The sequence below is a fragment of the uncultured Hymenobacter sp. genome (genome assembly GCF_964242765.1).
Lineage (GTDB): Bacteria > Bacteroidota > Bacteroidia > Cytophagales > Hymenobacteraceae > Hymenobacter.
This window is the reverse complement of record NZ_CAXTBM010000010.1, coordinates 1-20506: the sequence shown is the minus strand read 5'-3', so window position 1 is coordinate 20506 and position 20506 is coordinate 1. Positions and strand designations below refer to the sequence as shown.

18 protein-coding genes and 1 pseudogene are annotated in these 20506 nt (G+C 56.2%); 13 read left to right on the top strand and 6 right to left on the bottom strand.

Going from position 1 to position 20506, the window contains the following annotated elements; all coding sequences use genetic code 11:
• The first annotated feature begins 65 nt into the window (after positions 1-65).
• Together ACFE7X_RS05890 and ACFE7X_RS05885 are read left to right on the top strand one after the other, a co-directional pair.
• Positions 66-584 carry a GNAT family N-acetyltransferase gene (locus ACFE7X_RS05890; protein ID WP_375434739.1) on the top strand — a complete coding sequence of 173 codons (519 nt, stop codon included), beginning with the start codon at positions 66-68 and terminating at the stop codon, positions 582-584.
• 137 nt (positions 585-721) lie between these two features.
• Positions 722-1000, top strand: coding sequence for a CDGSH iron-sulfur domain-containing protein (locus ACFE7X_RS05885; protein ID WP_375434738.1), 279 nt, complete (start codon positions 722-724; stop codon positions 998-1000).
• Between the two features lie 176 nt (positions 1001-1176).
• Here the strand turns inward: ACFE7X_RS05885 and ACFE7X_RS05880 are convergent, their stop codons facing one another.
• Positions 1177-1434 (bottom strand): acyl-CoA-binding protein, encoded by a 258-nt coding sequence (locus ACFE7X_RS05880; protein WP_375434737.1) that lies wholly within the window; start codon positions 1432-1434, stop codon positions 1177-1179.
• A gap of 234 nt (positions 1435-1668) precedes the next feature.
• Here ACFE7X_RS05880 and ACFE7X_RS05875 point away from each other — a divergent pair, with 234 nt between their 5' ends.
• The 4 genes from ACFE7X_RS05875 (at position 1669) to ACFE7X_RS05860 (ending at position 5746) form a co-directional block, all read left to right on the top strand.
• Positions 1669-2958 (top strand): amidohydrolase family protein, encoded by a 1290-nt coding sequence (locus tag ACFE7X_RS05875; RefSeq protein WP_375434736.1) that lies wholly within the window; start codon positions 1669-1671, stop codon positions 2956-2958.
• Between the two features lie 144 nt (positions 2959-3102).
• On the top strand, positions 3103-3780 hold the full coding sequence (locus tag ACFE7X_RS05870; RefSeq protein WP_375434735.1) for a hypothetical protein: 678 nt from the start codon (positions 3103-3105) through the stop codon (positions 3778-3780).
• Between the two features lie 27 nt (positions 3781-3807).
• Positions 3808-5118, top strand: coding sequence for an APC family permease (locus tag ACFE7X_RS05865; RefSeq protein ID WP_375434734.1), 1311 nt, complete (start codon positions 3808-3810; stop codon positions 5116-5118).
• Positions 5119-5212: 94 nt separating this feature from the next.
• Positions 5213-5746, top strand: coding sequence for a CinA family protein (locus ACFE7X_RS05860; RefSeq protein WP_375434733.1), 534 nt, complete (start codon positions 5213-5215; stop codon positions 5744-5746).
• Positions 5747-5857: 111 nt separating this feature from the next.
• Here ACFE7X_RS05860 and ACFE7X_RS05855 read toward each other — a convergent pair whose 3' ends face one another.
• Complete coding sequence (locus ACFE7X_RS05855) at positions 5858-6895, bottom strand: hypothetical protein (RefSeq protein WP_375434732.1); 1038 nt, start codon at positions 6893-6895, stop codon at positions 5858-5860.
• Between the two features lie 245 nt (positions 6896-7140).
• On the opposite strand from ACFE7X_RS05855, the gene ACFE7X_RS05850 reads away from it, so the two are divergent.
• The 3 genes from ACFE7X_RS05850 to ACFE7X_RS05840 all read left to right on the top strand — a co-directional run bounded on the left by ACFE7X_RS05850 (position 7141) and on the right by ACFE7X_RS05840 (position 10577).
• A complete protein-coding gene (locus tag ACFE7X_RS05850) occupies positions 7141-8391 on the top strand; it encodes a zinc dependent phospholipase C family protein (RefSeq protein WP_375434731.1) in 1251 nt (416 codons plus the stop codon).
• Positions 8392-8769: 378 nt separating this feature from the next.
• Positions 8770-9675 (top strand): manganese catalase family protein, encoded by a 906-nt coding sequence (locus ACFE7X_RS05845; protein ID WP_375434730.1) that lies wholly within the window; start codon positions 8770-8772, stop codon positions 9673-9675.
• Positions 9676-9824: 149 nt separating this feature from the next.
• Complete coding sequence (locus ACFE7X_RS05840; protein ID WP_375434729.1) at positions 9825-10577, top strand: peptidylprolyl isomerase; 753 nt, start codon at positions 9825-9827, stop codon at positions 10575-10577.
• A 45-nt stretch (positions 10578-10622) separates the two neighbouring features.
• On the opposite strand, the gene ACFE7X_RS05835 is transcribed toward ACFE7X_RS05840, so the two are convergent.
• Positions 10623-10985 (bottom strand): hypothetical protein, encoded by a 363-nt coding sequence (locus ACFE7X_RS05835; protein ID WP_375434728.1) that lies wholly within the window; start codon positions 10983-10985, stop codon positions 10623-10625.
• Positions 10986-11130: 145 nt separating this feature from the next.
• Positions 11131-13247, bottom strand: a pseudogene (locus ACFE7X_RS05830) (M13 family metallopeptidase).
• 524 nt (positions 13248-13771) lie between these two features.
• On the opposite strand from ACFE7X_RS05830, the gene ACFE7X_RS05825 reads away from it, so the two are divergent.
• Together ACFE7X_RS05825 and ACFE7X_RS05820 are read left to right on the top strand one after the other, a co-directional pair.
• Positions 13772-14782, top strand: a complete 1011-nt coding sequence (locus tag ACFE7X_RS05825; protein ID WP_375434727.1) for a GDP-mannose 4,6-dehydratase — start codon at positions 13772-13774, stop codon at positions 14780-14782.
• 184 nt (positions 14783-14966) lie between these two features.
• Positions 14967-16661 (top strand): ArnT family glycosyltransferase, encoded by a 1695-nt coding sequence (locus tag ACFE7X_RS05820; RefSeq protein WP_375434726.1) that lies wholly within the window; start codon positions 14967-14969, stop codon positions 16659-16661.
• A gap of 56 nt (positions 16662-16717) precedes the next feature.
• Here the strand turns inward: ACFE7X_RS05820 and ACFE7X_RS05815 are convergent, their stop codons facing one another.
• Both ACFE7X_RS05815 and ACFE7X_RS05810 read right to left on the bottom strand, forming a co-directional pair.
• Positions 16718-17380 (bottom strand): lipid-A-disaccharide synthase N-terminal domain-containing protein, encoded by a 663-nt coding sequence (locus ACFE7X_RS05815; RefSeq protein ID WP_375434725.1) that lies wholly within the window; start codon positions 17378-17380, stop codon positions 16718-16720.
• On the bottom strand, positions 17373-18131 hold the full coding sequence (locus ACFE7X_RS05810) for a glycosyltransferase (protein ID WP_375434724.1): 759 nt from the start codon (positions 18129-18131) through the stop codon (positions 17373-17375). Before ACFE7X_RS05810 ends, ACFE7X_RS05815 begins: the two co-directional genes overlap by 8 nt.
• Positions 18132-18478: 347 nt before the next feature.
• On the opposite strand from ACFE7X_RS05810, the gene xseA reads away from it, so the two are divergent.
• Entirely contained in the window at positions 18479-19858 is a 1380-nt protein-coding gene (xseA, locus tag ACFE7X_RS05805; protein WP_375434723.1) for an exodeoxyribonuclease VII large subunit, read from the top strand.
• 116 nt (positions 19859-19974) lie between these two features.
• Positions 19975-20280 (top strand): exodeoxyribonuclease VII small subunit, encoded by a 306-nt coding sequence (gene xseB / locus ACFE7X_RS05800; protein ID WP_375434722.1) that lies wholly within the window; start codon positions 19975-19977, stop codon positions 20278-20280.
• Positions 20281-20506: the final 226 nt, after the last annotated feature.

The window sequence follows — 20506 nt, the reverse complement described above, 5'->3', positions numbered from 1 at the left end:
GCCCAAAACGGTGAATTAGGCCCTCAAGTTCGGTTCTTACTTGGAAAATGCCGTTTTTGCAGCCTATGTCTGCTTTTGCTCCCGCTGCTATTACCATTCGGCCCGCCGCTCTGGCCGACATTCCCACCATCATCGAACTGGCTGAAGCCACCTGGGAACCCACTTACCGCTTCATCATTTCCAAAGAGCAAATCGACTACATGTACCGTGTCATCTACACGCCAGCCTCGCTGCAACGCCAGATGACCAACGACCAGCACACGTTTCTGCTGCTCTACACCGACGACCAACCTGCGGGCTTCGCTTCGTTTTCGCGTTTGGCCCTGGAAAGCAACGTTTTCAAGCTGCAAAAAATCTACGTGCTGCCTTCCCACCAAGGCCAGGGCTTGGGCCAGCACTTGGTGGCTGCCGTAGAAGAAGTTAGCCGCTCGGCTGGGGCCCACGCACTAGAGCTAAACGTGAACCGCAACAACCCAGCGCTAGCTTTCTACGAACACCAAGGGTTCACCCGGCACCGGGAAGAAGATATTCCTATTGGGCCCTTCTGGATGAACGACTACATTATGCGTAAGGAACTACGCTAATCATAACGAAGTGGGTTGGCAATTCAGAGAGGTGTTGATGTTCAAATTACGCCATCGGCACGAGTGGAACAGTAGCATCCCTACGTCACCCCTTCTTTATCACCTTTCACCGTTTTACCACTTCATCATCTCACTACATGGCTACGAAACTCACTGTCCTTAGCAATGGCTCCCTCCGCGTGGAGGGCACCGATATTGAACTTGTTGATGCCCAGGGACAGCCCTACGGCTTGGGTGGCCGCGAACGAATCAGCATCTGCCGCTGCGGCCTCTCCAGCCAAAAACCCTTCTGCGACGGGTCGCACAAGGGGCATTTCGAACACGCCGCCATAGCATTTGATTTGCCAGCTCCCAAGCCCGCTACGCCGCCCGCTACGCCCCCTATCAGCCCTGACCTGGGCACGCAGGCCCAGTAAGCCTACCCCAAAATGCCACAAGCCCCTGACACGCTCACGACTGTCAGGGGCTTGTGCATTTAATTTACTCGGAGTCTTGCTATTGCTACGCAAGACAAGTTAGGCGACTAGTTGCCGTAAGAACAGAAGACATTACGACATTCCAAGCTGGCAATCAGTTGGCGAATTTTAGACGCTTACGCTTGAAACAAGGAATCGACGAGGCTCACATATTCCTGACGAGCCTCGTCGGCGCTTTTGCCTTTGAGGCTGCTCCAGGCATCGTACTTGGCAATGGCTTTGAAGTCGAAGCCGCCAGGCCTCTCGCCAGTTACATCGCCTTCGGAAGCTTGTTTGTAAAGGGAATACAGCTGAAGCAGCACTGTGTTGGAAGGTTTGCTGGGCAATTCTTTGCTACGAGCGGCAGCGGCTTCAAATTCTTCGGGAGTGGCCATGAGTGAATCAGTGAATGAAATGGTAAGTGAGGAATGGGCCGGAAGGTACGGAGCGCAACAATAATTTACGCTGCAAGCAGCCTTTTTTAAGACGACTTCTCCTGCTCTCAAGACGCTACGCACTTCTAGCCCGCGGACCCAGCGGCAGCAGACTTCAAGCTACAGGCCCATCATTCAGTTGAAAAGTTTTTATTTAGGCGGGCACTGGCTGTTCCTGTTCAACCAAACTCTTCTATGCATCGAAAAACACTTGTACTCTCTGTTCTAGTCCTGGCTTTAAATCTGCCTACTGCGCAGGCCCAGAAAACGTACTTGCACTGCGGCCGCCTGCTGGATATGCGTCAGGAGCGCGCCCAAACCGAAACCACGGTGGTTGTGGAAAACGGCCGCGTGGTATCCGTGCAGAAAGGCTACCAGACCGGTGGCCCCACCGACAAGGTTATTGACCTGAAGAATCGGACGGTGCTGCCCGGTCTCATCGACTGCCATGTGCACCTCGAAGATGAAACCAGCAAGGACGGCTTTCTGAAAGACCTCACCCAGAACCCGGCCGACGTAGCCTTTGGCAGCCTCAACTATGCCCGCAAAACCTTGTTGGCGGGCTTTACCACGGTGCGCGACCTAGGTGGCTCGGGCGTGAACGTGGCCTTGCGCAACGCCATCAACCGCGGGCAGGTAACGGGGCCGCGCATCTTCACGGCCGGCAAGGCCATATCGGGTACGGGCGGCCACATGGACCCCACCAACGGCTACCGCCTCAACCTGATGGGCGTACCCGGTCCGGCCGAGGGCATAATCAATGGCGCGGACCAGGGCCGCCAGGCCGTACGGGAGCAGTACAAGCGCGGCGCCGACCTCATCAAGATTGCCAGCACCGGCGGCGTGCTAAGCGTCGCTAAAGACGGCTCGGCACCTCAGATGACCGAGGCCGAAATACGGGCGGTAGTGGAAACAGCGCACGACCTAGGGTTGCGCGTGGCTTGCCACGCCCACGGCGCCGAGGGCATGAAGCGCGCCGTTCGGGCCGGCGTGAACAGCATCGAGCACGGCACCCTCATGGACGACGAAACCATGCGCTTAATGGTGAAGAATGGTACTTGGTACGTGCCCACCATCACGGCCGGCAAATCGGTAGCCGATTCCGCCAAAATTCCGAACTACTACCCGCCCCTGGTGACGCCTAAGGCCCTGGCCATCGGTCCGAAGCTGCAAGGCACCTTTGGGCGGGCGTACAAGGCCAAGGTGAAGATTGCCTTCGGCACGGACGCCGCCGTGTTTCGGCACGGAGTGAATGCGCTGGAGTTTCAGTACATGGTGGAAGCCGGCATGCCCGCCTACGAGGCGTTGCGTAGCGCCACGGTATCGGCCGCCGAGCTACTCGACCAAACCGCCAACCTCGGCACGCTGGAACCCGGCAAGCTCGCCGACGTGGTAGCCGTGGAAGGCGACCCAACCCAGGATATCAAGGCAATGCAGCAAGTGCGGTTTGTGATGAAGCAGGGCGTGGTGTATCGGCAGGAGTAAGCCCAACGGCTGGCTGGGCTTAGCTTTTTGTTGCAAGCAAAAATTTTGGTTTGGCTATACAACAAAACGCTTGCAGCCATCCTCTTTACGCCGCTTACTTCTTGCCTTTGCTTCGTCGCTACTTCCACCTTTTACGCTTTGCCCGTGAGAATCATTACTGCGCTTGCCACCTTGTTGGTTGTAGCCGCCGGCGTCCCTGCCCTGGCCCAAACCGAGTTGAACACACCCCCTACGGTTCCGACTACATCACCCAAGCCCGGCGTACGCACCAGCCGGCCTCCTGTGCCCATTGCCCGGCCCACTGATTTAAGTGCTTACCGCACCTCCACACTGGGCATCGACCTGGGCTGGGGTGGGCCGTATGGGGGTTTGGGAATCAATTATGCTTATTTAATAGGTTCTGCCACCGACATCAACGTAGGGGTGGGCTATGGGTTTGGCAGCAAGATTAGCATTGGCGTGCGGCAATATCTAAGTCCAGCCAGCCGCCTTTCCCCTTATCTTGGCATTAATCTGACCCGTTCGGGCATGCTCGACAGCCTAAATGTGACGCTGGATGAAGGGAAGCCTACCGAGGAGCAAGCAATCATTCGGCTAGCCAAAAGCACGCAACTGCACCTGCGCGCTGGCGTGCGGTGGCAGCCCAGCCGCGTTGGGCTCATTGGCACTGTAGGGTATGGCGTACGCCTCTCCGGCGACCCAGCCACCTATACCACTCCCACCGGGCAGCAGGCCTCCAATAGGATGCGCAATACCTGGGGTATATTGAGTCCTGGTGGTCTTGAAATCTCCTTCGGCATGAGCATAGGTTTGGGCCGATAATCAGCACGCATTTACTCTTTTTTTCTATTGACTTCTCCTGGCCCTTCTTCGCGTTTGCTGCGCCTGCTTGGCATGGGGTTCGGGCTGGCTGTGGTAGTGGGCGGCACCACCGGAACGGGCGTGCTCCGCTCGCCCCGCGAAGTAGCTGAAGCCGTGGGCTCGCCAAACGGAGTGCTGCTGGTGTGGTTGGCGGGCGGGTTTTATGCGCTACTGGGGGCTAACTCCATTGCCGAACTCGGGGCCATGCTGCCCCAGGCCGGCGGTTGGTATGGCTATGCCCATCGCGCTTTCGGCGAGTTTGTGGCAGTGGTAGTTGGTTGGGGCGACTGGGTGAGTAGCTGCGTAACCGGCGCCTTAGTGGCCCTAATGATGGCTACGTACGTAGCGGCGCTAATGCCCGCGCTGGCCGGCCACGAACGCACGGTAGCGGCTGCCGCAGTAAGCGGACTCGGGCTCATCCAATGGCGCGGCTTGCGCGAAGCCAGCCGCGCCCAAGAACTAACGGCGTTACTTATGGCGCTGGCGTTGGCGCTACTACTGACGGGCAGTTGGTGGCTGCCTACCGCCCTGGCTACTACCAGCGCTAGCGCACCAGGGCCGGGCGCGCTGGCGCTGGTAGTGGCGTTTCAGGCCGTCATTTTTGCTTATGACGGCTGGTACGCGGCTATCTATTTTGCCGAGGAAGACCATGATCCGGCCCGCGCCGTACCGCGCTCCATGCTTGGGGGCGTGGGCCTCGTCATCCTCACCTATGCCCTGCTCAATGCGGCGCTGCTGCACGCTCTACCGTTCAGCCAGTTGGTTGGCACCGAATTACCGTTGGCGGAAGTGGCCGACCGGCTGCTGGGTGCCTGGGGCCGGCGCGCTATGCTGGCTGTGGCGGTGCTGGGTCACTTAGGTGTGCTCAACTCGGTGCTGCTGATGGCAACGCGGGTGCTGTTTGCCTTGAGCCGCGACGGGCACCTCCCCCGCCCCTTGGCCCAGGTGCACGAGCGAGGCACGCCCCGCCCCGCCTTGCTGGTAGCCACCGGCCTGACGCTCGTGCTAATGGCCACGGGCAGCGCCGAGCAATTGCTGGCCGTCACCAGCATCTTGTTTGTGAGTTACTATGCTGTAGGATTTGGCGCCGTGCTTTGGCTGCGCCGCACGGCTCCTGAGCTGCCCCGTCCTTACCGTGCCTGGGGGCATCCTTACACAACCGGGCTGGCCCTGCTGGTTTCCGTTGGCTTTCTGATAAGCAATGCCGTGGCCGAGCCTGGCAATACGCTCCTGGCCGCTGGACTTGTAGCGGGCAGCTATCCGCTATATAAATTATCCACTCGCAAAAGCACCCGATAACGAGTTGCTTAGTAGGCAATGCAGCACCTCAACTATAACAATTGCCGGGTAACTCCGCGTAAAGGGATGAATTTGCGTTTCCCTTTCTTCCTCCATGAAGCCATCCGACCTTAACACCCTTCTCAAGAAATTTTTGCAGTACAAGCTTACCTTGGCTTTTGCTGAAAGCTGCACGGCAGGTTTACTGGCTTCTGAATTTGTGAAAGGCGAAGCTAGTAGTGAGGTATTGCTCGGCTCTGTCGTAACGTATCATCCGGTGGCCAAGCAGCGCCTGCTGGGCGTGAAGAAGGAAACCCTGGCCATGTACACGGCCGAGAGCCAACAGGTCACCAACGAAATGGTGATGGGCTTGCACAAGCATTTGCCCACCGCTGACATCTGCGTTGCCGTAACGGGCCTGTGCGGTGCCGGCGCCTCCGAATCCGATGAAAAGCCGGTTGGCACCATGTACTTCACCATTCTGCACGAGAACCGCGCCAAAGAGCTGCGCCAAGAGTTTGAAGGCAACTGCGACAAGGTGCGCCAACTAGCGGTAGACTTCATCTTTCAGCACCTCGGCGAACTACTCGACAACTACGCCGAACAGCACGCCAACGACGCCATTGTCACTAAAATCAAACAAAGCTGAACGGCGAAAAAGTGAGTTTGTAGACCACTGAAATCAAGTTCTGCTGAGGCTACTGGTGCCGTGAAAATATCAATCTCACTGTTCTGCAAACTCACCGTCTCACCGATCTACCTATTCCAACTTATTGGGTAGATCAAGCATCAGCTTTAGATTTTGGCGAACGACGTCGCCCATAGTGCGGCAGCGGTTGAAGGCGTTGGTTTGGTGGTGCAGGTTTAGCTCGTTTTTGAGTTGAGCTACTTTTTCGGGCGGCGCTAGCTCTTCGCGGCGCATGCAGTCCATGAGGGCTTTGAGGCGGTAGCGTTCTAGGCGCACCCGGCGCAGCATCAGTACCCGCTCCTCGGTTTGATACTGGCGGATGGCTTCGGCCTTAAGAAAACGGCTGCACATCTGAATCACGGCCAGATTGTCCTTGAAATACTGCGGCAGATACATGGTTTTGCGGCCTTCGTAGCTCTGCTGATCGAAGTCGATGGCCCGAACGCGGTACTGCTCGGCCTCTAGGTCGGGGGTCACGACGATTACATAATTATAGGAGCGCATATCGCCCAGCAACCGGGCAAAGCACCGCTCGTTGAATTTCACGAATTCCTTGGCAATACGCACTTGATTGAACTGCATCTGCGGCATGCGGGTCCGAATGAAATCGTCGCCGGGAATGCCCGCAATGTGCTCTTCCACCAGCGTGTCGCCGCTCACGAGGTAGCTTAGGCGGTTCGGCGACAGGAGGTGCTCTAGCTCCAGGCCGTAGATGCGCGAGGCATCGGCCGTTTTCACGTAGAAGTAGTCGTAATTGTCGTTGAGGCGGTTGACGATGCGCACCCGAAACGGGTTGGAATTGCCGAAACGGCAGTAGTCGATACGGTCGGCCAGCAGATGGTCGGTGAACGACAAGTCGCCGTCGGTTTTAAGCAGGGCGTACACTTGAGCTAGGCCCTCGCTCAACTCGCGCAGGGTTTGGGGCTCGTAGAACACCGTTTCCCATAAGGTGTCGTTGCCATGCCGGTCGAGCAACGGAAACGCGCCGCTGAAGTACGTGAGGTCTCGGTACGTGATGGGCAGCTTGGTTTCCCGGTCGTACTGGTGCAAATACTCGCGCAGCGCCAACTTAACCGAGTAACTAAGCTTCTTTTTCGAGATGAGCGCCATAAGAATAGGTGACAAGTAACGCGGGACAACTAGTTAGGCAAAAAACGCAATGCTTGGTCTAGCATCCGTCCACAAACAACCTCCTGCTCGCCATTGCCAAGTTCAGTGGGACGTTGTTGAGAAACAGGCCTGATGCTTGGGTTTTTTCCTGATTTCATACCAGGCTTATCTCCTAATAACCCAACATCTTACTCGCCTATTCGCCTTAACTTTACGAGTCTATCTACGGGTATAGCCGCTACATCATGAAAAAACCATTTGTTGTTCTGCTTTGCTTGGCCTTACTGGTGCCGGTTACGTCGCCGGGCTGGGGCTTTTTCGCGCACCGCACTATTGCACAGTTGTCGGTGTATGGATTGCCTTCCAGCTTGCAGCCGTTTTATTTCCGGCATATGAAGGAAATCGTGAAGCTTTCTACGGCTCCCGATGAACGGCGCGACTCCGACCCCAAAGAAGCCCCCAAGCACTTCATCGACATGGACCACTACGGCGACGACCCGTTTGGCCTCATGCCGAAAGCCTGGGAAAAAGCCGAAGCCAAATACACAGCCGATACGCTCCGCAAGTATGGTACGGTGCCGTGGGAAATAATAGAAGTGAAAGACAACCTCACGGCCGCTTTCAAAGCCCGCGACACCGCGGCCGTTGTGCGCCTTTCAGCCGACTTGTGTCACTACGTAGCCGATGCTTTCGTGCCGCTGCACACCACCGTCAACTACGACGGCCAGCTCACCAACCAAAACGGGTTGCACTCCCTCTGGGAGTCGAAACTGCCCGAGCGCCACATTGCCGAGTACAAGCTCGACAACGAGTCGGCGAATTACCTGAAAGATCCACTATCTGCTATCTGGCAGGTAATTCAGAAGTCGTACGGCTTTTTGGGGGCTACTTTCGATATGGAAGAGAAAGTAACGCGCAGTTTCACCCCCGAAACAAAATACGTGTACTCTCACAAGTACGGCAAGACCCGCCGCTCTTACTCCGATGCCTTTGCTGATGCTTACCACAAAGAGGTGGGAGGCATGGTTGCCTTCCAGCTCAAGCAAGCCCCCGCGCTGGTTTCGTCGCTTTGGCTAACCGCCTGGCGTGATGGTGGCAGCCCTAATCTATCGGAACTGCTGGCCAAAAAGCAATCTAAAGAAGAAAAAGAAACCCTAGACAAGCAGTTGGGAGTGTGGAAAGACAACGAGTTGGTTGCGCAGCAGATGCTCCTTTCGTTGGAGAAAGAGAAGGCTACCGTGCAGGCCGACCAGATCAACTCGGCGGTGGATATGACCGCGCCAGTGCTGGAAACCGCCTCCCCCGCTGATCCTGTTCCCGCTGCCGCCGCAAAGGCCAACACCCTTGTGCCAGGTGCTCCCGCGGTGGTAGGAGCCGAAAAGGTGAAGGTGAAATCCAAATCTGCCGAAGGCAACACCAAGCAGAAAGAGAAAAAGCAGAAACCTGCCAAAAAGAAAGACGACGGCTGGGGGACACCGGCCGGCTCGGGCTGGTAAAGCGTTTCATCAACCGGAAAAGGCGCCCTTCGCTAAGCGAAGGGCGCCTTTTTTATTTTCAGCGCCTGTATCACAGACCCATTCAACCTGCGTCAGCTTGGCTTAAACAAGCGTAGGATTTCTCTTACTTCCTACCGGGCTTGCTAAAAATGAGAAAAGGAGGAATTTTATAACATGCTTGAAACGACACCCACAACCAGCAAGTTAACAATCACTCCTATAGGCATTTACATTTATTAACTGCTCGGAAAAACGTGCGCGAAAAGTGCGTTTAGTTAAGCTCAACATAACGACAATATAACCGCTCCGTAAAGCCTGACAACCTTGTCTGCTTAGTGCTGGCTCGGGAAATGTCCTCACACTCCTAAATTCTGAGCTATGATCTTGCGTTATGACCGGCTGGCCGTGGACCTGCCCAAACCCAAAAACCCTTCACCTAACGACGCAGCGGCCATTCAGGAACTGCTTGGGGGCAAGTATGGAGAGATGTCCACACTAATGAACTACACGTTCCAGTCGTTCAACTTCCGGGGGCGGAACCGGTTACGGCCGTTCTACGATTTGACTTGCAGCATCGCCGCCGAGGAGTACAGTCACATCGAGGCTCTCTCGTACGCTATCAACTTGCTGCTGACGGGTCAAACAGTGCGGGGCAAAAACCCAGTGCCGGCCCCATTGGCTGATGCCAAGGATGCTCGCAACAGCTACCATTTCCTGAATAGCGCTCAAACGGCCTTGCCGGTTGACTCGATGGGCAATTTCTGGACTGGCCAGAACGTGCACAGCAGCGGCAACCTGAAGCTGGATTTATTGCATAACTTCTTTCTGGAGTGCGGAGCCCGTGCCAACAAGATGCGCGTGTACGAAATGGTAGCCGATCCCTGCGCCCGCACAGCCGTGGGCTATTTGCTGGTGCGCGGTGGCTTGCACGTAGTAGCGTATGCCAAAGCGCTGGAACTTTTGACCGGTGTGGAAGTGACGAAACTGGTACCCGTACCTGACCTAAGCAACGATAAGTTTCCGGAGGCTAAGAAGCTGCAAGATGAGCAGAAGCTGCACCTCAAGCTCTATACCTTCAGCCCCGACGACTACAAGCAAGCCGGCATTATCTGGAACGGTAAGCACCCCGAGGACGGCCAGCCGCTAGAAGTAATTCAGGGTGGTTTCGAAGGCGTACCTTATCCTGTATTAGAAGAAGAGCCCCAGCTTAACTCGCCCGGCGCCGACGACTACGATCCGGAGATGTTCAAGGACATTGCCCGCAAGCTTGGCGTGAAGCTCTAAGCTCGGTGCTACAGCAGTTGCAAAGACGAACCCGCTAATCCGGTTGTAGCCACAGATTGCAACTGATTGCTATGTTTGAGGTGGCTACCGGAAGGTAGCCACCTCATTTGCGTTCTAGCCTGCGTACTTCCTACCTGTTTGCTCTGCCTATGTCTGCTCCTACCCCACGCCTTGCGGTTTCGCTTTCCTTGCTGCTACTCGCTTCGGCTTGCAACCGCCAGCAGCCCGTTGCGGAGACGGTTGCCCCTCGGCCATCGGCGGAGCGGCAAGTGCCGGGGCCAGCCCTTACAGCCATAGCGGATAGCAATGCTGCGGCCTTGCTACTGCCCTACGGCAAACAGTACCCGGCCTCGGAGGTAATCGTGCATACACGCCTCGGCGACATTCGGGTGAAACTCTACGACGACACCCCGATCCACAAGGCCAACTTTTTGTTGTTGTCTCGCAAGGGTGTGTTCGATGAAACGGTGTTCAATCGGGTTGTGAAAGATTTTGCGGTGCAGGGCGGTGCTTCCGACCACCGTACCATCCGCTTGGCTCGCTACCGCCTGCCGCCCGAAATTCGGCCGCAGCACTTCCATAAGCGCGGCGCCCTCGGCATGGCGCGCTACGACGACGATGAAAACCCCGGCCAACTCTCGTCAAACACCGATTTCTACTTCGTACAGGGACAGAAAATGACGCCAGATCAAAGCCAGGCTATGGCCGGCCGCCAGTTAACTCCCGTACAACAAAAAGCCTATGCTACCGTCGGCGGCGTTCCGTCCTTGGATGGTAAGTACACTGTGTTTGGCGAAGTAGTGGAAGGCCTCGACATCGTCGATAAAATAGCCAACGAGCCCGTAGACCCTTACAAGTGGCCCAAGAAAGATGTTGGCATCAAGATAGAAGTGGTGCAATAGCGCGGCAATTCCACCCTACTGAGGCTTATACCGGACGCGCGAGCATCAGGGGCGGCGTACTTGTACGAGCCGGCTTTTGGTTATGTCGCCAGGCTGCTCCTGTAGCAGTTCCGTTAGTTCGGCGCGGGTGTAAGCTATACTGTTAGTTGAGGGCTCGAAAGCCAACTGGCGCAGGTCGGCATCGGCGGCGGGAGAATCTTGGCGGGCCGGGTGCAGATAGGCACTGTCAGGAGTGATGCGGTAGAGGTGATAGAAAAAGTAGCGCGTGGCAGTGGTGCCCTGGGGCTGAAATTGCACCACATACACGTCGCCAACTTTAGGGTTGGCTACTTGCTCTTGCACAGAATCCGAGCAAGAGGAGGCTAGCAACAGGGGCAGCCAAGCAAGCCAGTGGAAGGTCTTTTGCATGCGGCAAGATAAAGGAGTTGCTCGTTATGCGTTGCCGACTGCCGGTTTGCCCGCCCAACCAACGTTTGGCAACGCATAACGAGCAAAAAAAACGGCTCACAAATGCGAGCCGCCTTTCCAACAATCAAATCGGAGTAAGCAGTGCTTACCAAATCTTGGCGCGCTCCGTCTGGGCGCGTACCATCTTAGCATCTTCTTTGCAGCCAAAGGCTTCGTAGAATTGCGGCATGTTCATAAGCGGGCCGTTGGTGCGGAACTGCGCTGGCGAGTGTGGGTCGGTTTGCACTTGCTGGCGCAAATATTCTGGCCGGGCATTCGTGCGCCACACCTGCGCCCACGATAAGAAGAAACGTTGTTCGGGCGTCAAGCCATCATACTTCGGGCGCGGCCCATTGCCATACTGCTTCGTGAGCTGCTTTTGCAGCGCCGAATAGGCAATGTTGAGGCCCCCAAGGTCCGCCAGGTTTTCACCCATTGTTAGTTTACCGTTTACGTACACCGAGTCCAGAGGTTGGAAAGCCGAGTACTGCTTGCCGACCATATCAGCGCGCTGATTGAACTTGTCGGCGTCTTCTTTGGTCCACCAGTCCTTGAGGTTGCCTTCAGCGTCGTACTGACGGCCTTGGTCGTCGAAACCGTGCGTGATTCGTGGCCGATAACGGCGCCCATCCCGCCGTAATTTACGGCATCGTCGGCTTTAGGGTCGAAGAAGGGCGGTTGCATGATGCCGGCCGGGAACACAATTTCGTTCATCGGCGGGTTGTAGTAGGCATTCACTGTGGGCGGCGTCATTCCCCACTCGTTACGGTCGATGGGCTTGCCAAACTTGCTGGCATTGTCCATAGCCGCCCACTTGCGAGCGGCCAGCACGTTCTTCAGGTAGGACTCCCGCGAGATTGTCAGCGCCGAATAGTCTTTCCACTTGTCTGGATAGCCGATTTTGACGGTGAAGGCGTTCAGCTTTTTCAGGGCTTCTTGCTTGGTGGTTTCGCTCATCCAGTCTACCTGCCGGATGTGGTCGGCCATGGCTGCGCGGATGTTGTTTACCATCTCCAGCGCCTTGGCTTTGGTTTCGGGGGTAAACGCCTTATCAACGTAAAGCTGTCCGAAAGCCTCACCCAAAGCGCCATCGGTGGCGCGGTTCATGCGTTTCCAACGGGGCTGCTGTTGCTTGGCTCCGCTGAGCACTTGTGAAAAGCGAAAAGCTTCGTCGCCGTACGCTTTAGGCAGCGCTGATGTCAGCGACGATACCGTGTGCCAACGTATATAGGTTTTCAAGTCAGCCAGGGGCTCCTGCTTCAGCATTGCGCTTTCCTCCTTGAAAAAAGCGGGCTGTCCTACAATAATTTCTTTGGCTGCGTCCAGCTTCATGGCCGGTAGCGCCGCAGACAAGCCGAAGTTTGGAAACTGCTTGTTGAAAGCAGCTACCGTCATCTTGTTGTAGTTGGCGTAGGGGTCGCGCAGATCAACGCGGCTCTTGCTGGCTTTGGCCAAACGAGTTTCCAACCGCATCACGGTGGCCGCATTTTTAGCGGCGGTAGCCGGGTTGTCGCCCAGCATTTTGAACGTATTGGTTAGATACGTTTTGTAAGCGGCCTGAATCGACTTGGAGCGGGCGTCGGCTTTGAGGTAGTAGTCTCGGTCGGGCAGCGAAAGGCCCCCTTGGTAGATTTGGACGGCGTACTGCGTGCTGTTCTTCTCGTCTTGGCCTACGCCAATGTTGAAGAAGGCCCCGGTACCCGCCAACTGCTGGCGCACGATTTCTGCTTGTACCCCTTTCAGGTCCTTGATGCCTTGAATACGAGTCAGTTCGGGCTGTAGGTACTTCAAACCAGCCTTCTCAATAGCTACCGTATCCATCGCCGAAGCGTAAAAGTCGCCTACTTTTTGGGCATTGCTGCCTTTGGTGGCGGTGGTATTGGCAGCGGCTTCCTGTAGAATTTGCCGCATCACCGCATTATTCTTATCAGAAAGCTCATTGAACGAGCCCCACCGGACCTCAGCCGCTGGGATTGGATTGTTCTTGTACCAGTTGCCCGAGGCGTATTGGTTGAAATCTTGGCAAGCTGAAGCCGAGGCGTCGATGTTAGCCACGTTTAGGCCAACGCCTTTAACATCGGCTGGCTCAGTGGAGGCTACATCGGCTCCTTTGGGAATAGCTAAATCGGGCTTGATGGTAGTAGTAGCCGGGCGGGATTTGGGGCCACCAGTAGAGCAAGCCGCCAGCGTCAAACCCGTAAGAGCCACGGCTGCTAGCGTCATGCTGTTGCGTTTTTTCATGGGAATAAAGTTGGTGTGTTCTTCGGGTCTGAGATGTGATATGCGGCTATAACGAAGGCATTGCTGTTTGCTTGTTTAGGGTGGAGACAAGAATTTCCAACACCCAAATCAGGTAGCTACTCACAGATGACAGGTAAACTCAATCAAAGGCTGCCCGACCCTGATTTCTGCCCAATTTATACCAAGCATAGTACAATACCAACTGCATCGAGTATCCCATTTAAGGAAGAATACCTATAAACAAGTTAAAGTGCTAGTACCTAAATAAATAAGTTTTATACAAAAACATTATTATTTGTAAAAAGGTAGTTATACCTGAAAAAATTAGAAAATATAAACAAAGTAAAACCAATCCTATTCTGCTGCTGTACTAAAAATTCCAGGGAATATCTTCTTCTCATCTCAATAATCAGAGCCACGATCGAATTGCTCGTTAATACAATCGTTACTTTGTGTTTTCGCTTAACCGTATGGGAGCGTTTTTTTGGTTGTTTACTGGCTTTTTCATGCCTACTGCCTTAGTTACCGGCTGCGCCGGCTTTATTGGTTCTCACCTAAGCGAACGGCTACTAGCCGACGGCTACCGCGTGATTGGGCTCGACAATTTTGACCCGTTTTACGACCGGGCCCTCAAACGAGCCAACTTATCGGCCTCGCTGAGAGAGTTAAATTTTGTGTTTTATGAATTGGATCTGCGAGATGGTCCTACTGCTCTCGCAGCGGCACTAGTTACCGAGCAGGTGGACGTGGTAGTGCACTTGGCAGCCAAAGCTGGAGTGGGCCCCTCGGTGCGCGAGCCGGCGGCCTACCTCGAAGCCAACGTGCTGAGTACCGTGCATTTGCTGGAATGGATGCGGCAAGCGGAAGTAAAAAATCTGTTTTTCGCGTCGTCGTCGTCGGTGTATGGCAATACGGTGGAGCTGCCGTTTCGGGAGGATATGGCGCTGCTGGCGGCGTGTATTTCGCCTTACGCCGCTTCCAAGCTAAGTGCCGAGCAATTCATCTTCACCTATCATCACCTCTACAACCTCAACGTGCTGAATGCCCGGTTCTTCACCGTGTATGGTCCTCGCCAACGCCCCGACCTAGCTATTCATAAGTTTGCGCGCCTGTTGCGAGCTGGTCAGCCGGTACCCGTGTACGGCGATGGTTCCACCGCCCGTGACTACACCTTTGTAGCCGACACCGTGGACGGCATAGCGCGTGGGGTTGCTTATCTACTGACCCACCCAGGCACCTACCAAACCATTAACCTCGGTAACAGTAGCCCGGTTAAGCTGCTTGATTTGATAACGGCCGTGGGCACGGCCGTGGGCGTCACGCCGGTACTCGACCAGCACCCCATGCAGGCCGGTGACGTAGAAGTCACGTATGCCGATATCAGCAAGGCCCGCCAGCTTATCGGCTACAACCCCCAAACAACCTTAGCCGAAGGATTAGAGCAGTTTGTGCGCTGGCTGCAAGAAACGGAGGCGGCCCCGGCTTCTCTGCCACTGGCGCCGGTGTCGGCATCCTAGCTAGTTTGATCGGAGGGCAAGCAACTAGCAAGGCCTTGTAGCTTAGGGTTTGCTGTGCTAGACAAGTAAGAGGCAATTTCCACTGCCGAAACCGCTATCCAAGACGGCTGCTTATAAGTTGCCGCTCGAATCATTTTTTAACGTAACTGCTACCCCCTAGCTACTCAGAGCATCCAGTAAATCCATGCGTTCTTCTCTTACTGCGTCTTCCTGGCTGCGGCCGTTTACCGTGTTGCTCGTGTGCTTTTTCAGTTGCTTCGTGCACTTAGGCGCCCCCGAGGTAAACCTAATGGAGGCGCGCAATTTTGTGGCGGCCCGCGAAATGGTGGAAGGGGGCTCTTGGCTTATTCCTACCATGAACGGCGCCCTGCGTGTGGCCAAGCCGCCGCTCCCCACCTGGGCCGTGGCCTTCACCGAGCAACTAACAGGCCCCACCCAGGACCCCAGCATCCTGCGCCTACCCGCCGCCATCATGACCACCCTACTGGTATTTTTCTTTTGGGGCCTGGCACGGCAGCTTATTCGGGAGCAGCCGGGCGAAACGGAAGCGCCGGGCCGTACTGCGTGGCTAGCCACGTTGGTACTAGCCAGCAGCCTGCTGGTGATTACCGTGGGGCGCGAAGGTCACTGGGACATATTCGCCAATAGCTTTCTGGTCGGTTCCCTTTGGGCCTTGGCCCGCGGCTGGTTCACAGAAAAATCAGGTTGGAAGTGGTTTGCGCTGAGCGGCTTGCTTTTGGGTGGTTCTATGCTAAGCAAAGGCCCTGTGGCCCTGTATGCCGTGTTGCTGCCGTTCCTGGCAAGCTTCGGTGTGCTACGGCTGTATCCGGAGCGGGGCCCCGTGCGCCCACCACGACGCTGGGGGTTGCTGCTGGCTCTGGTCTTGGGGTTAGCGGTGGGTACGGCCTGGCCTATTTATCTGGCCGTGCAGCATACCGTCGCCCCCGCGGCGTTGGCAGTGGCCCGCGTTGAAGTAACCTCCTGGGGCGAGCGGCACGTGCAGCCGTTCTGGGAATATTGGAACTTCCCGGTATTTACAGGCATCTGGACACCGATAGCCTTGCTGGTGCTAGCAGTGCCTTTTGCCAGTCCCCGGGCCGGGCGCTACATTCCTTACCGGGCCGCGTTGGCTTGGCTGTTAGTAGCATTCTTGCTGTTGAGCTTGGTGCCGGAGAAGAAGGAACGGTACCTGTTGCCACTTATGCCGCCGCTGGCTCTGCTGATAGGTGGCTTGCTGCGGCATCTCGAAACTGTACTGCGCCATGGTCGGCGCCCTCGCCCCGAAGCCACGCTAGTCCGGATTTGGGCCGGGCTGTTGGCTGTGGCCTGCTGCTTGTTTCCGGTGGTGCTGGTTTTTATGAAGCTAGCCGCTTACGGACCGGGTTCAGTTCCGTTTGCGGTTACGGTAGTGGTGTTCCTGCTGCTGGCGGCCGCTATTGTGTGGTGGGGTTTCCGGCAATACCAGGTCCCGGCACTAATGGCTAGCTCTATCACGGCTATGGCCTTGCTGCTGGCTTTGCTGGCCCCAGCCTATCCTCTCTGGACCAACCGCCGGGCCGAGCCCGGCCTGCGACATATCGAGGCATTGCGCCGCAACCCGGCACTGGCCCGTCTGCCCTGGTACACGCTCGAAGAACTGCACATCAAGCGCATTTGGGATGCCGGCCGTGCTGCCCCGAGTTGGCCCCGCACCCCCGACTCCGTGCTGGTCCGCCCCCGCGGTCCAGTTGCCGTTCTCACGGGCTCCAACATCGCCAAGAAACTCCCGCGCGCGTGGCGCAACCAAGTACGTCTGCAAGTAGTGGACAGCTTCTACCTCGACCGCCAACGGAAAGACGGCCGCTGGCGCGTAACACTAGTCACCCCGGTGAGTAATTAAGCTAGGAAGGTTACCAAGTACATGTTGGCCTTAAGTAGTTGAAACGACTTACCCGATTACTTTGCTACTCCGTTGCTCGCCGATGCCACTCCCTCGCGCCGCATCAATACAATGTTGCGCGCATAAACCACCGTACCGAAGATATTGCCCACGATGAGCACCGTATCAACGGGGTGGCGTAGAATGGCATAAGTCAAAATCAGGACAGAACCCACGAAGCTCACCACCCAAAAGCCGAGTGGCAGCACCGATTCGCCTTTGCGTTCCGAGTACAGCCACTGATACACGAAACGCATCAAAAAGATGGTCTGGCCGATAGCTCCGAGTGCTAGCACCCCGCTCGGAATGCCGTGGCTGAGCATAGCCCGCAAGCTGAAGTGCTGATTGCCAACCACAAACCAAACCAGCATAGCGAGCGGGAATACGTAGGCCGCAGCCCGAAACAAGTTACTTAGCTTGCGCCACTCACCCAGCAATTGCAGGTTGCGGATGTAGATGCCGTAGCTGATGAGCTGCGCGCCCAGTATCACGGGGTCGTGGCGCAGCATGCCGTAGATGATCATCAGAAACGACGAAACCAAGCTAATCTGCCAGAACAGCGTGGGCACCAGTACCCGCCTGGCCCGCTCGCTTTGCACCCATTGCAACACAATGCGGCTGCTAAAAAGCAACTGCGATGTTAGCCCAATGCCCAAGGCCACTTGCTCGACTCTAAGCATGATCGGCGGCGCGGTGCTGCTCTCCTATTTCGTAGTTTTTCCAGCGGCTCCTGATCCAGCGGAAGCCGAACGTGTCCACGAGTGGCTTCCAGGCCCGATTCCAGAGGTTGTACTTGGCCGTACCCGCAAACCGTGGAAAGTGCTGCACTGGTAGTTGCTTCACGCGCCCACCCTGCAACTGCACCAAAGCCCCCAGAAAGCGGTGCATACCGTGAAACAGCGGAAGCCGGCGGGCGTACTCAATCTTGATAATCTTCAGCGGGCAGCCCGTATCCTCGATGCCGTCGTTGATAAGCGTCCGACGCACCGTATTAGCTACTTTCGACGATATCTTTTTCACGAACGTGTCCTGCCGCTTGGCCCGGATGCCATTCACCATGTCGTAGTCGGGCAGAAATTCGAAGAACTTCAGAAAATCGAGCGGCGAGGTTTGAATGTCGGAGTCGATGTAGCCGACCAGCGTACTGCGGCAGTGGTCGAAACCAGCCTTGATGGCGGTGCTCAAGCCTTGGTTGTAACTCAGACTGATAAATTCGTACCGAGGATTTTGCCGACAGATATCGCGCAATAGCGCCAGAGAACTGTCTTTCGATCCGTCGTTGACGAACAGTACGGTGGTCGGGACGGGCGTCTGCTCCAAAAACTTGTTCATTTCCATCACAAACTGCGGCAAGCTTTCTTCTTCGTCGTACACCGGCACTAAGACCGTGAGCGTTTGCTGGGTGAGATAGGAATGAAGCGGAGCAGCCATAACAGAATGTAAAAAACGGAGCGCAAGGTAGGCAGGTTTTGAACCTTCTACCGCACGGCCGGCCGGCTCGGCTTTTCGGCAAGAAGTCGGCACCGATTTCCTTGGGGTTTGCTTTCCTGGTTGTATCCTGCCTTACGCGCCGTTCCAAAGCGTTACTATACACATCAGGGCTGGGAGCCAACTACCTGCACCGCTTGGTAAAGAGGTCTGCGGACAATGCAGTCCACCGGCTTTGGCGTCAGCTACAGCCTGGCGGCATTACTTTCTTCCAGAAAAACAGGCCTTAAATCATATCCTGCACGTGCGGCTTAGTGTCAGCAACGCATAAGCCGTACCTTTAGGGCCATATGCCACCGCTCTATAACCGCCGTCCCGAACCGGGTCTATCCTCTTCTTTGCCCCCTGTCGCCCTGCCGCTGGCCGAGTTGTTGCTGCGCGTAAAGCAAAGCTTAAGCGAGCGGTTCGCCGATTCGTACTGGGTGGTAGCCGAAATTGCCGACCTCACCCTGCCCCGCTTCGACGGCGCGCATTGCTACCTCACCCTCACCGACCAGCACCAGACCGGCCGCGGTGCTCAGCTGAAAGCCCAGGCCCGCGCCACTATTTGGAGCCAACGCTACCAGCAACTCGCCCCCGTGTTCGAGGAGCACACCGGGCAAGAGCTGCGGCCAGGCCTGAAAATCATGCTGCGGGTGCAAGTGAAATTTCACGAGCAGTATGGGCTTAGCCTCGATGTGCTAGCCATTGACCCCACGTATACGGTTGGTGAGCTGGCCCGGCAGCGCCTCGAAACTTTGCGTAAGCTTGCGGAGAAGGGGTTGCTCGAACGGCAGCGTGTTTTGCCGTTGGCCTTAGCTCCGCAACGCTTAGCTATCATTTCCTCGCCCACTGCGGCTGGATTTCAGGATTTTGTGCAGCACCTAGGGGAGTCGCCCTATGCTTTTTCGCTGGCGCTATTTCCGGCCAGTATGCAAGGCGAAGACTCACCGGGCAGCATTCGGGCGGCCCTAGATACCATCCGCAAACGCCGCCACTACTTCGATGCAGTCGTTATCATCAGAGGCGGGGGCTCGAAAACCGACCTGCTGGCTTTCGATGATTATGGTTTGGCAGCCGCCATCGGGGCTTTTCCGCTGCCTATCCTTACGGGTATCGGCCACGAGCGCGACGAAGCAGTGGTTGACCTCACGGCGCACTTGGCGCTGAAAACCCCTACTGCCGTAGCAGCATTCCTCGCCGACCGCCTAGCCCGCCTCGATGCTGTATATGACGGGTATGCCGGCCGCATTCGGGAACTGGCGACGCAGCAGCTTCAGGAGGCCGCGGCCCACCTCGACCGAGTGGGTCGGCGAACCCACTTGGCCGCGCAAGAGCAGTTAGAGGACCAGCGCAGCGTGTTACGGCAGCGAGTGCGGGCCGCCGCGCCGCTGGCGCGGACGCGCTTGCGGCAGCAAGAGGTGCAGCTCGGTCAGCAACGCTATGCTCTCCAACGCGCTGCCCACCAGGCGGCCGTGGGTCAGCAGCGCCGCTTGGTGCATTTGGGTATTACACTGGCCCGCCGCTTCCGCCGCTTGCACCGCCGGCGTCGGGAGCAGTTGCTGCACCAGCGCTACCAGCTTCAGTTAGCGGCCGAGCGCTTGTTGCACCGTGCCGAAGTGCTGTTACTGGAAAAAGCGAACCAGCAGAAAGACGCCTTAGCCAGTAAACAAAACGGCATTCCCATCTGACCTCGCAGGAAAAGCTATAATTGATGTTGTGTGCTAAGACCAGCTGTGCTCATCGGGCACCCGACCAACGTGCCTGGCCTTAGCTTCTCGTCCTTTCATAATTTCACCACTTTCCCATGGATACTACGTATCGTGACGCAATAGCAGAGCTTGAAACCATTTTGCGCGCTCTGGAAACCGACACCGTAGATGTAGATGAACTAACTGCTCGGGTACAACGCTCCGCACAACTTATCCGACTCTGCAAGCAGAAGCTACGCACTGCCGAAGATGCTATTGACCGGGTATTCGAGAACTTAGACCAGGACGAAGACGAGCTGCCCGCCCCTCCCGAGGAAGAAGCGCCCCCACTCTTCGCTCCACCAACTCCCAAACGCTCTCCTCGCCCGCCACGCGACACGAGTGGCGGGTTGCTGTTTTAAAGCAAGCGTGCACAGCAAGTAAAATACGGAAGATGATGGTCAACAATGTGCTTTTTCATATATTTGACTGTACTAATTGACAGTACAGAAGCACTGCATCGTTCGTTCCAGCTCTATTTTTACTTGCTTTTTATGGAATCTCTTTCTTCAAACAACCTCTTAGATGAGCGTCTGCCCAAGAATACGGTAGGAGAGCGAATCAGCTTTGAGGAAGCAAAGACTCCGA

Bases quoted from the DNA above. Each gene is read 5' to 3' on its own strand.
- ACFE7X_RS05845 (WP_375434730.1), top strand. From the start codon at position 8,770: ATGATCTTGCGTTATGACCGGCTGGCCGTGGACCTGCCCAAACCCAAA.
- ACFE7X_RS05850 (WP_375434731.1), top strand. From the start codon at position 7,141: ATGAAAAAACCATTTGTTGTTCTGCTTTGCTTGGCCTTACTGGTGCCG.
- ACFE7X_RS05815 (WP_375434725.1), bottom strand. From the start codon at position 17,380: ATGCTTAGAGTCGAGCAAGTGGCCTTGGGCATTGGGCTAACATCGCAG.
- ACFE7X_RS05880 (WP_375434737.1), bottom strand. From the start codon at position 1,434: ATGGCCACTCCCGAAGAATTTGAAGCCGCTGCCGCTCGTAGCAAAGAA.
- ACFE7X_RS05875 (WP_375434736.1), top strand. From the start codon at position 1,669: ATGCATCGAAAAACACTTGTACTCTCTGTTCTAGTCCTGGCTTTAAAT.
- ACFE7X_RS05810 (WP_375434724.1), bottom strand. From the start codon at position 18,131: ATGGCTGCTCCGCTTCATTCCTATCTCACCCAGCAAACGCTCACGGTC.
- ACFE7X_RS05840 (WP_375434729.1), top strand. From the start codon at position 9,825: ATGTCTGCTCCTACCCCACGCCTTGCGGTTTCGCTTTCCTTGCTGCTA.
- xseA (WP_375434723.1), top strand. From the start codon at position 18,479: ATGCCACCGCTCTATAACCGCCGTCCCGAACCGGGTCTATCCTCTTCT.
- ACFE7X_RS05820 (WP_375434726.1), top strand. From the start codon at position 14,967: ATGCGTTCTTCTCTTACTGCGTCTTCCTGGCTGCGGCCGTTTACCGTG.
- ACFE7X_RS05825 (WP_375434727.1), top strand. From the start codon at position 13,772: ATGCCTACTGCCTTAGTTACCGGCTGCGCCGGCTTTATTGGTTCTCAC.
- ACFE7X_RS05860 (WP_375434733.1), top strand. From the start codon at position 5,213: ATGAAGCCATCCGACCTTAACACCCTTCTCAAGAAATTTTTGCAGTAC.
- ACFE7X_RS05890 (WP_375434739.1), top strand. From the start codon at position 66: ATGTCTGCTTTTGCTCCCGCTGCTATTACCATTCGGCCCGCCGCTCTG.
- ACFE7X_RS05855 (WP_375434732.1), bottom strand. From the start codon at position 6,895: ATGGCGCTCATCTCGAAAAAGAAGCTTAGTTACTCGGTTAAGTTGGCG.
- ACFE7X_RS05835 (WP_375434728.1), bottom strand. From the start codon at position 10,985: ATGCAAAAGACCTTCCACTGGCTTGCTTGGCTGCCCCTGTTGCTAGCC.
- ACFE7X_RS05885 (WP_375434738.1), top strand. From the start codon at position 722: ATGGCTACGAAACTCACTGTCCTTAGCAATGGCTCCCTCCGCGTGGAG.
- xseB (WP_375434722.1), top strand. From the start codon at position 19,975: ATGGATACTACGTATCGTGACGCAATAGCAGAGCTTGAAACCATTTTG.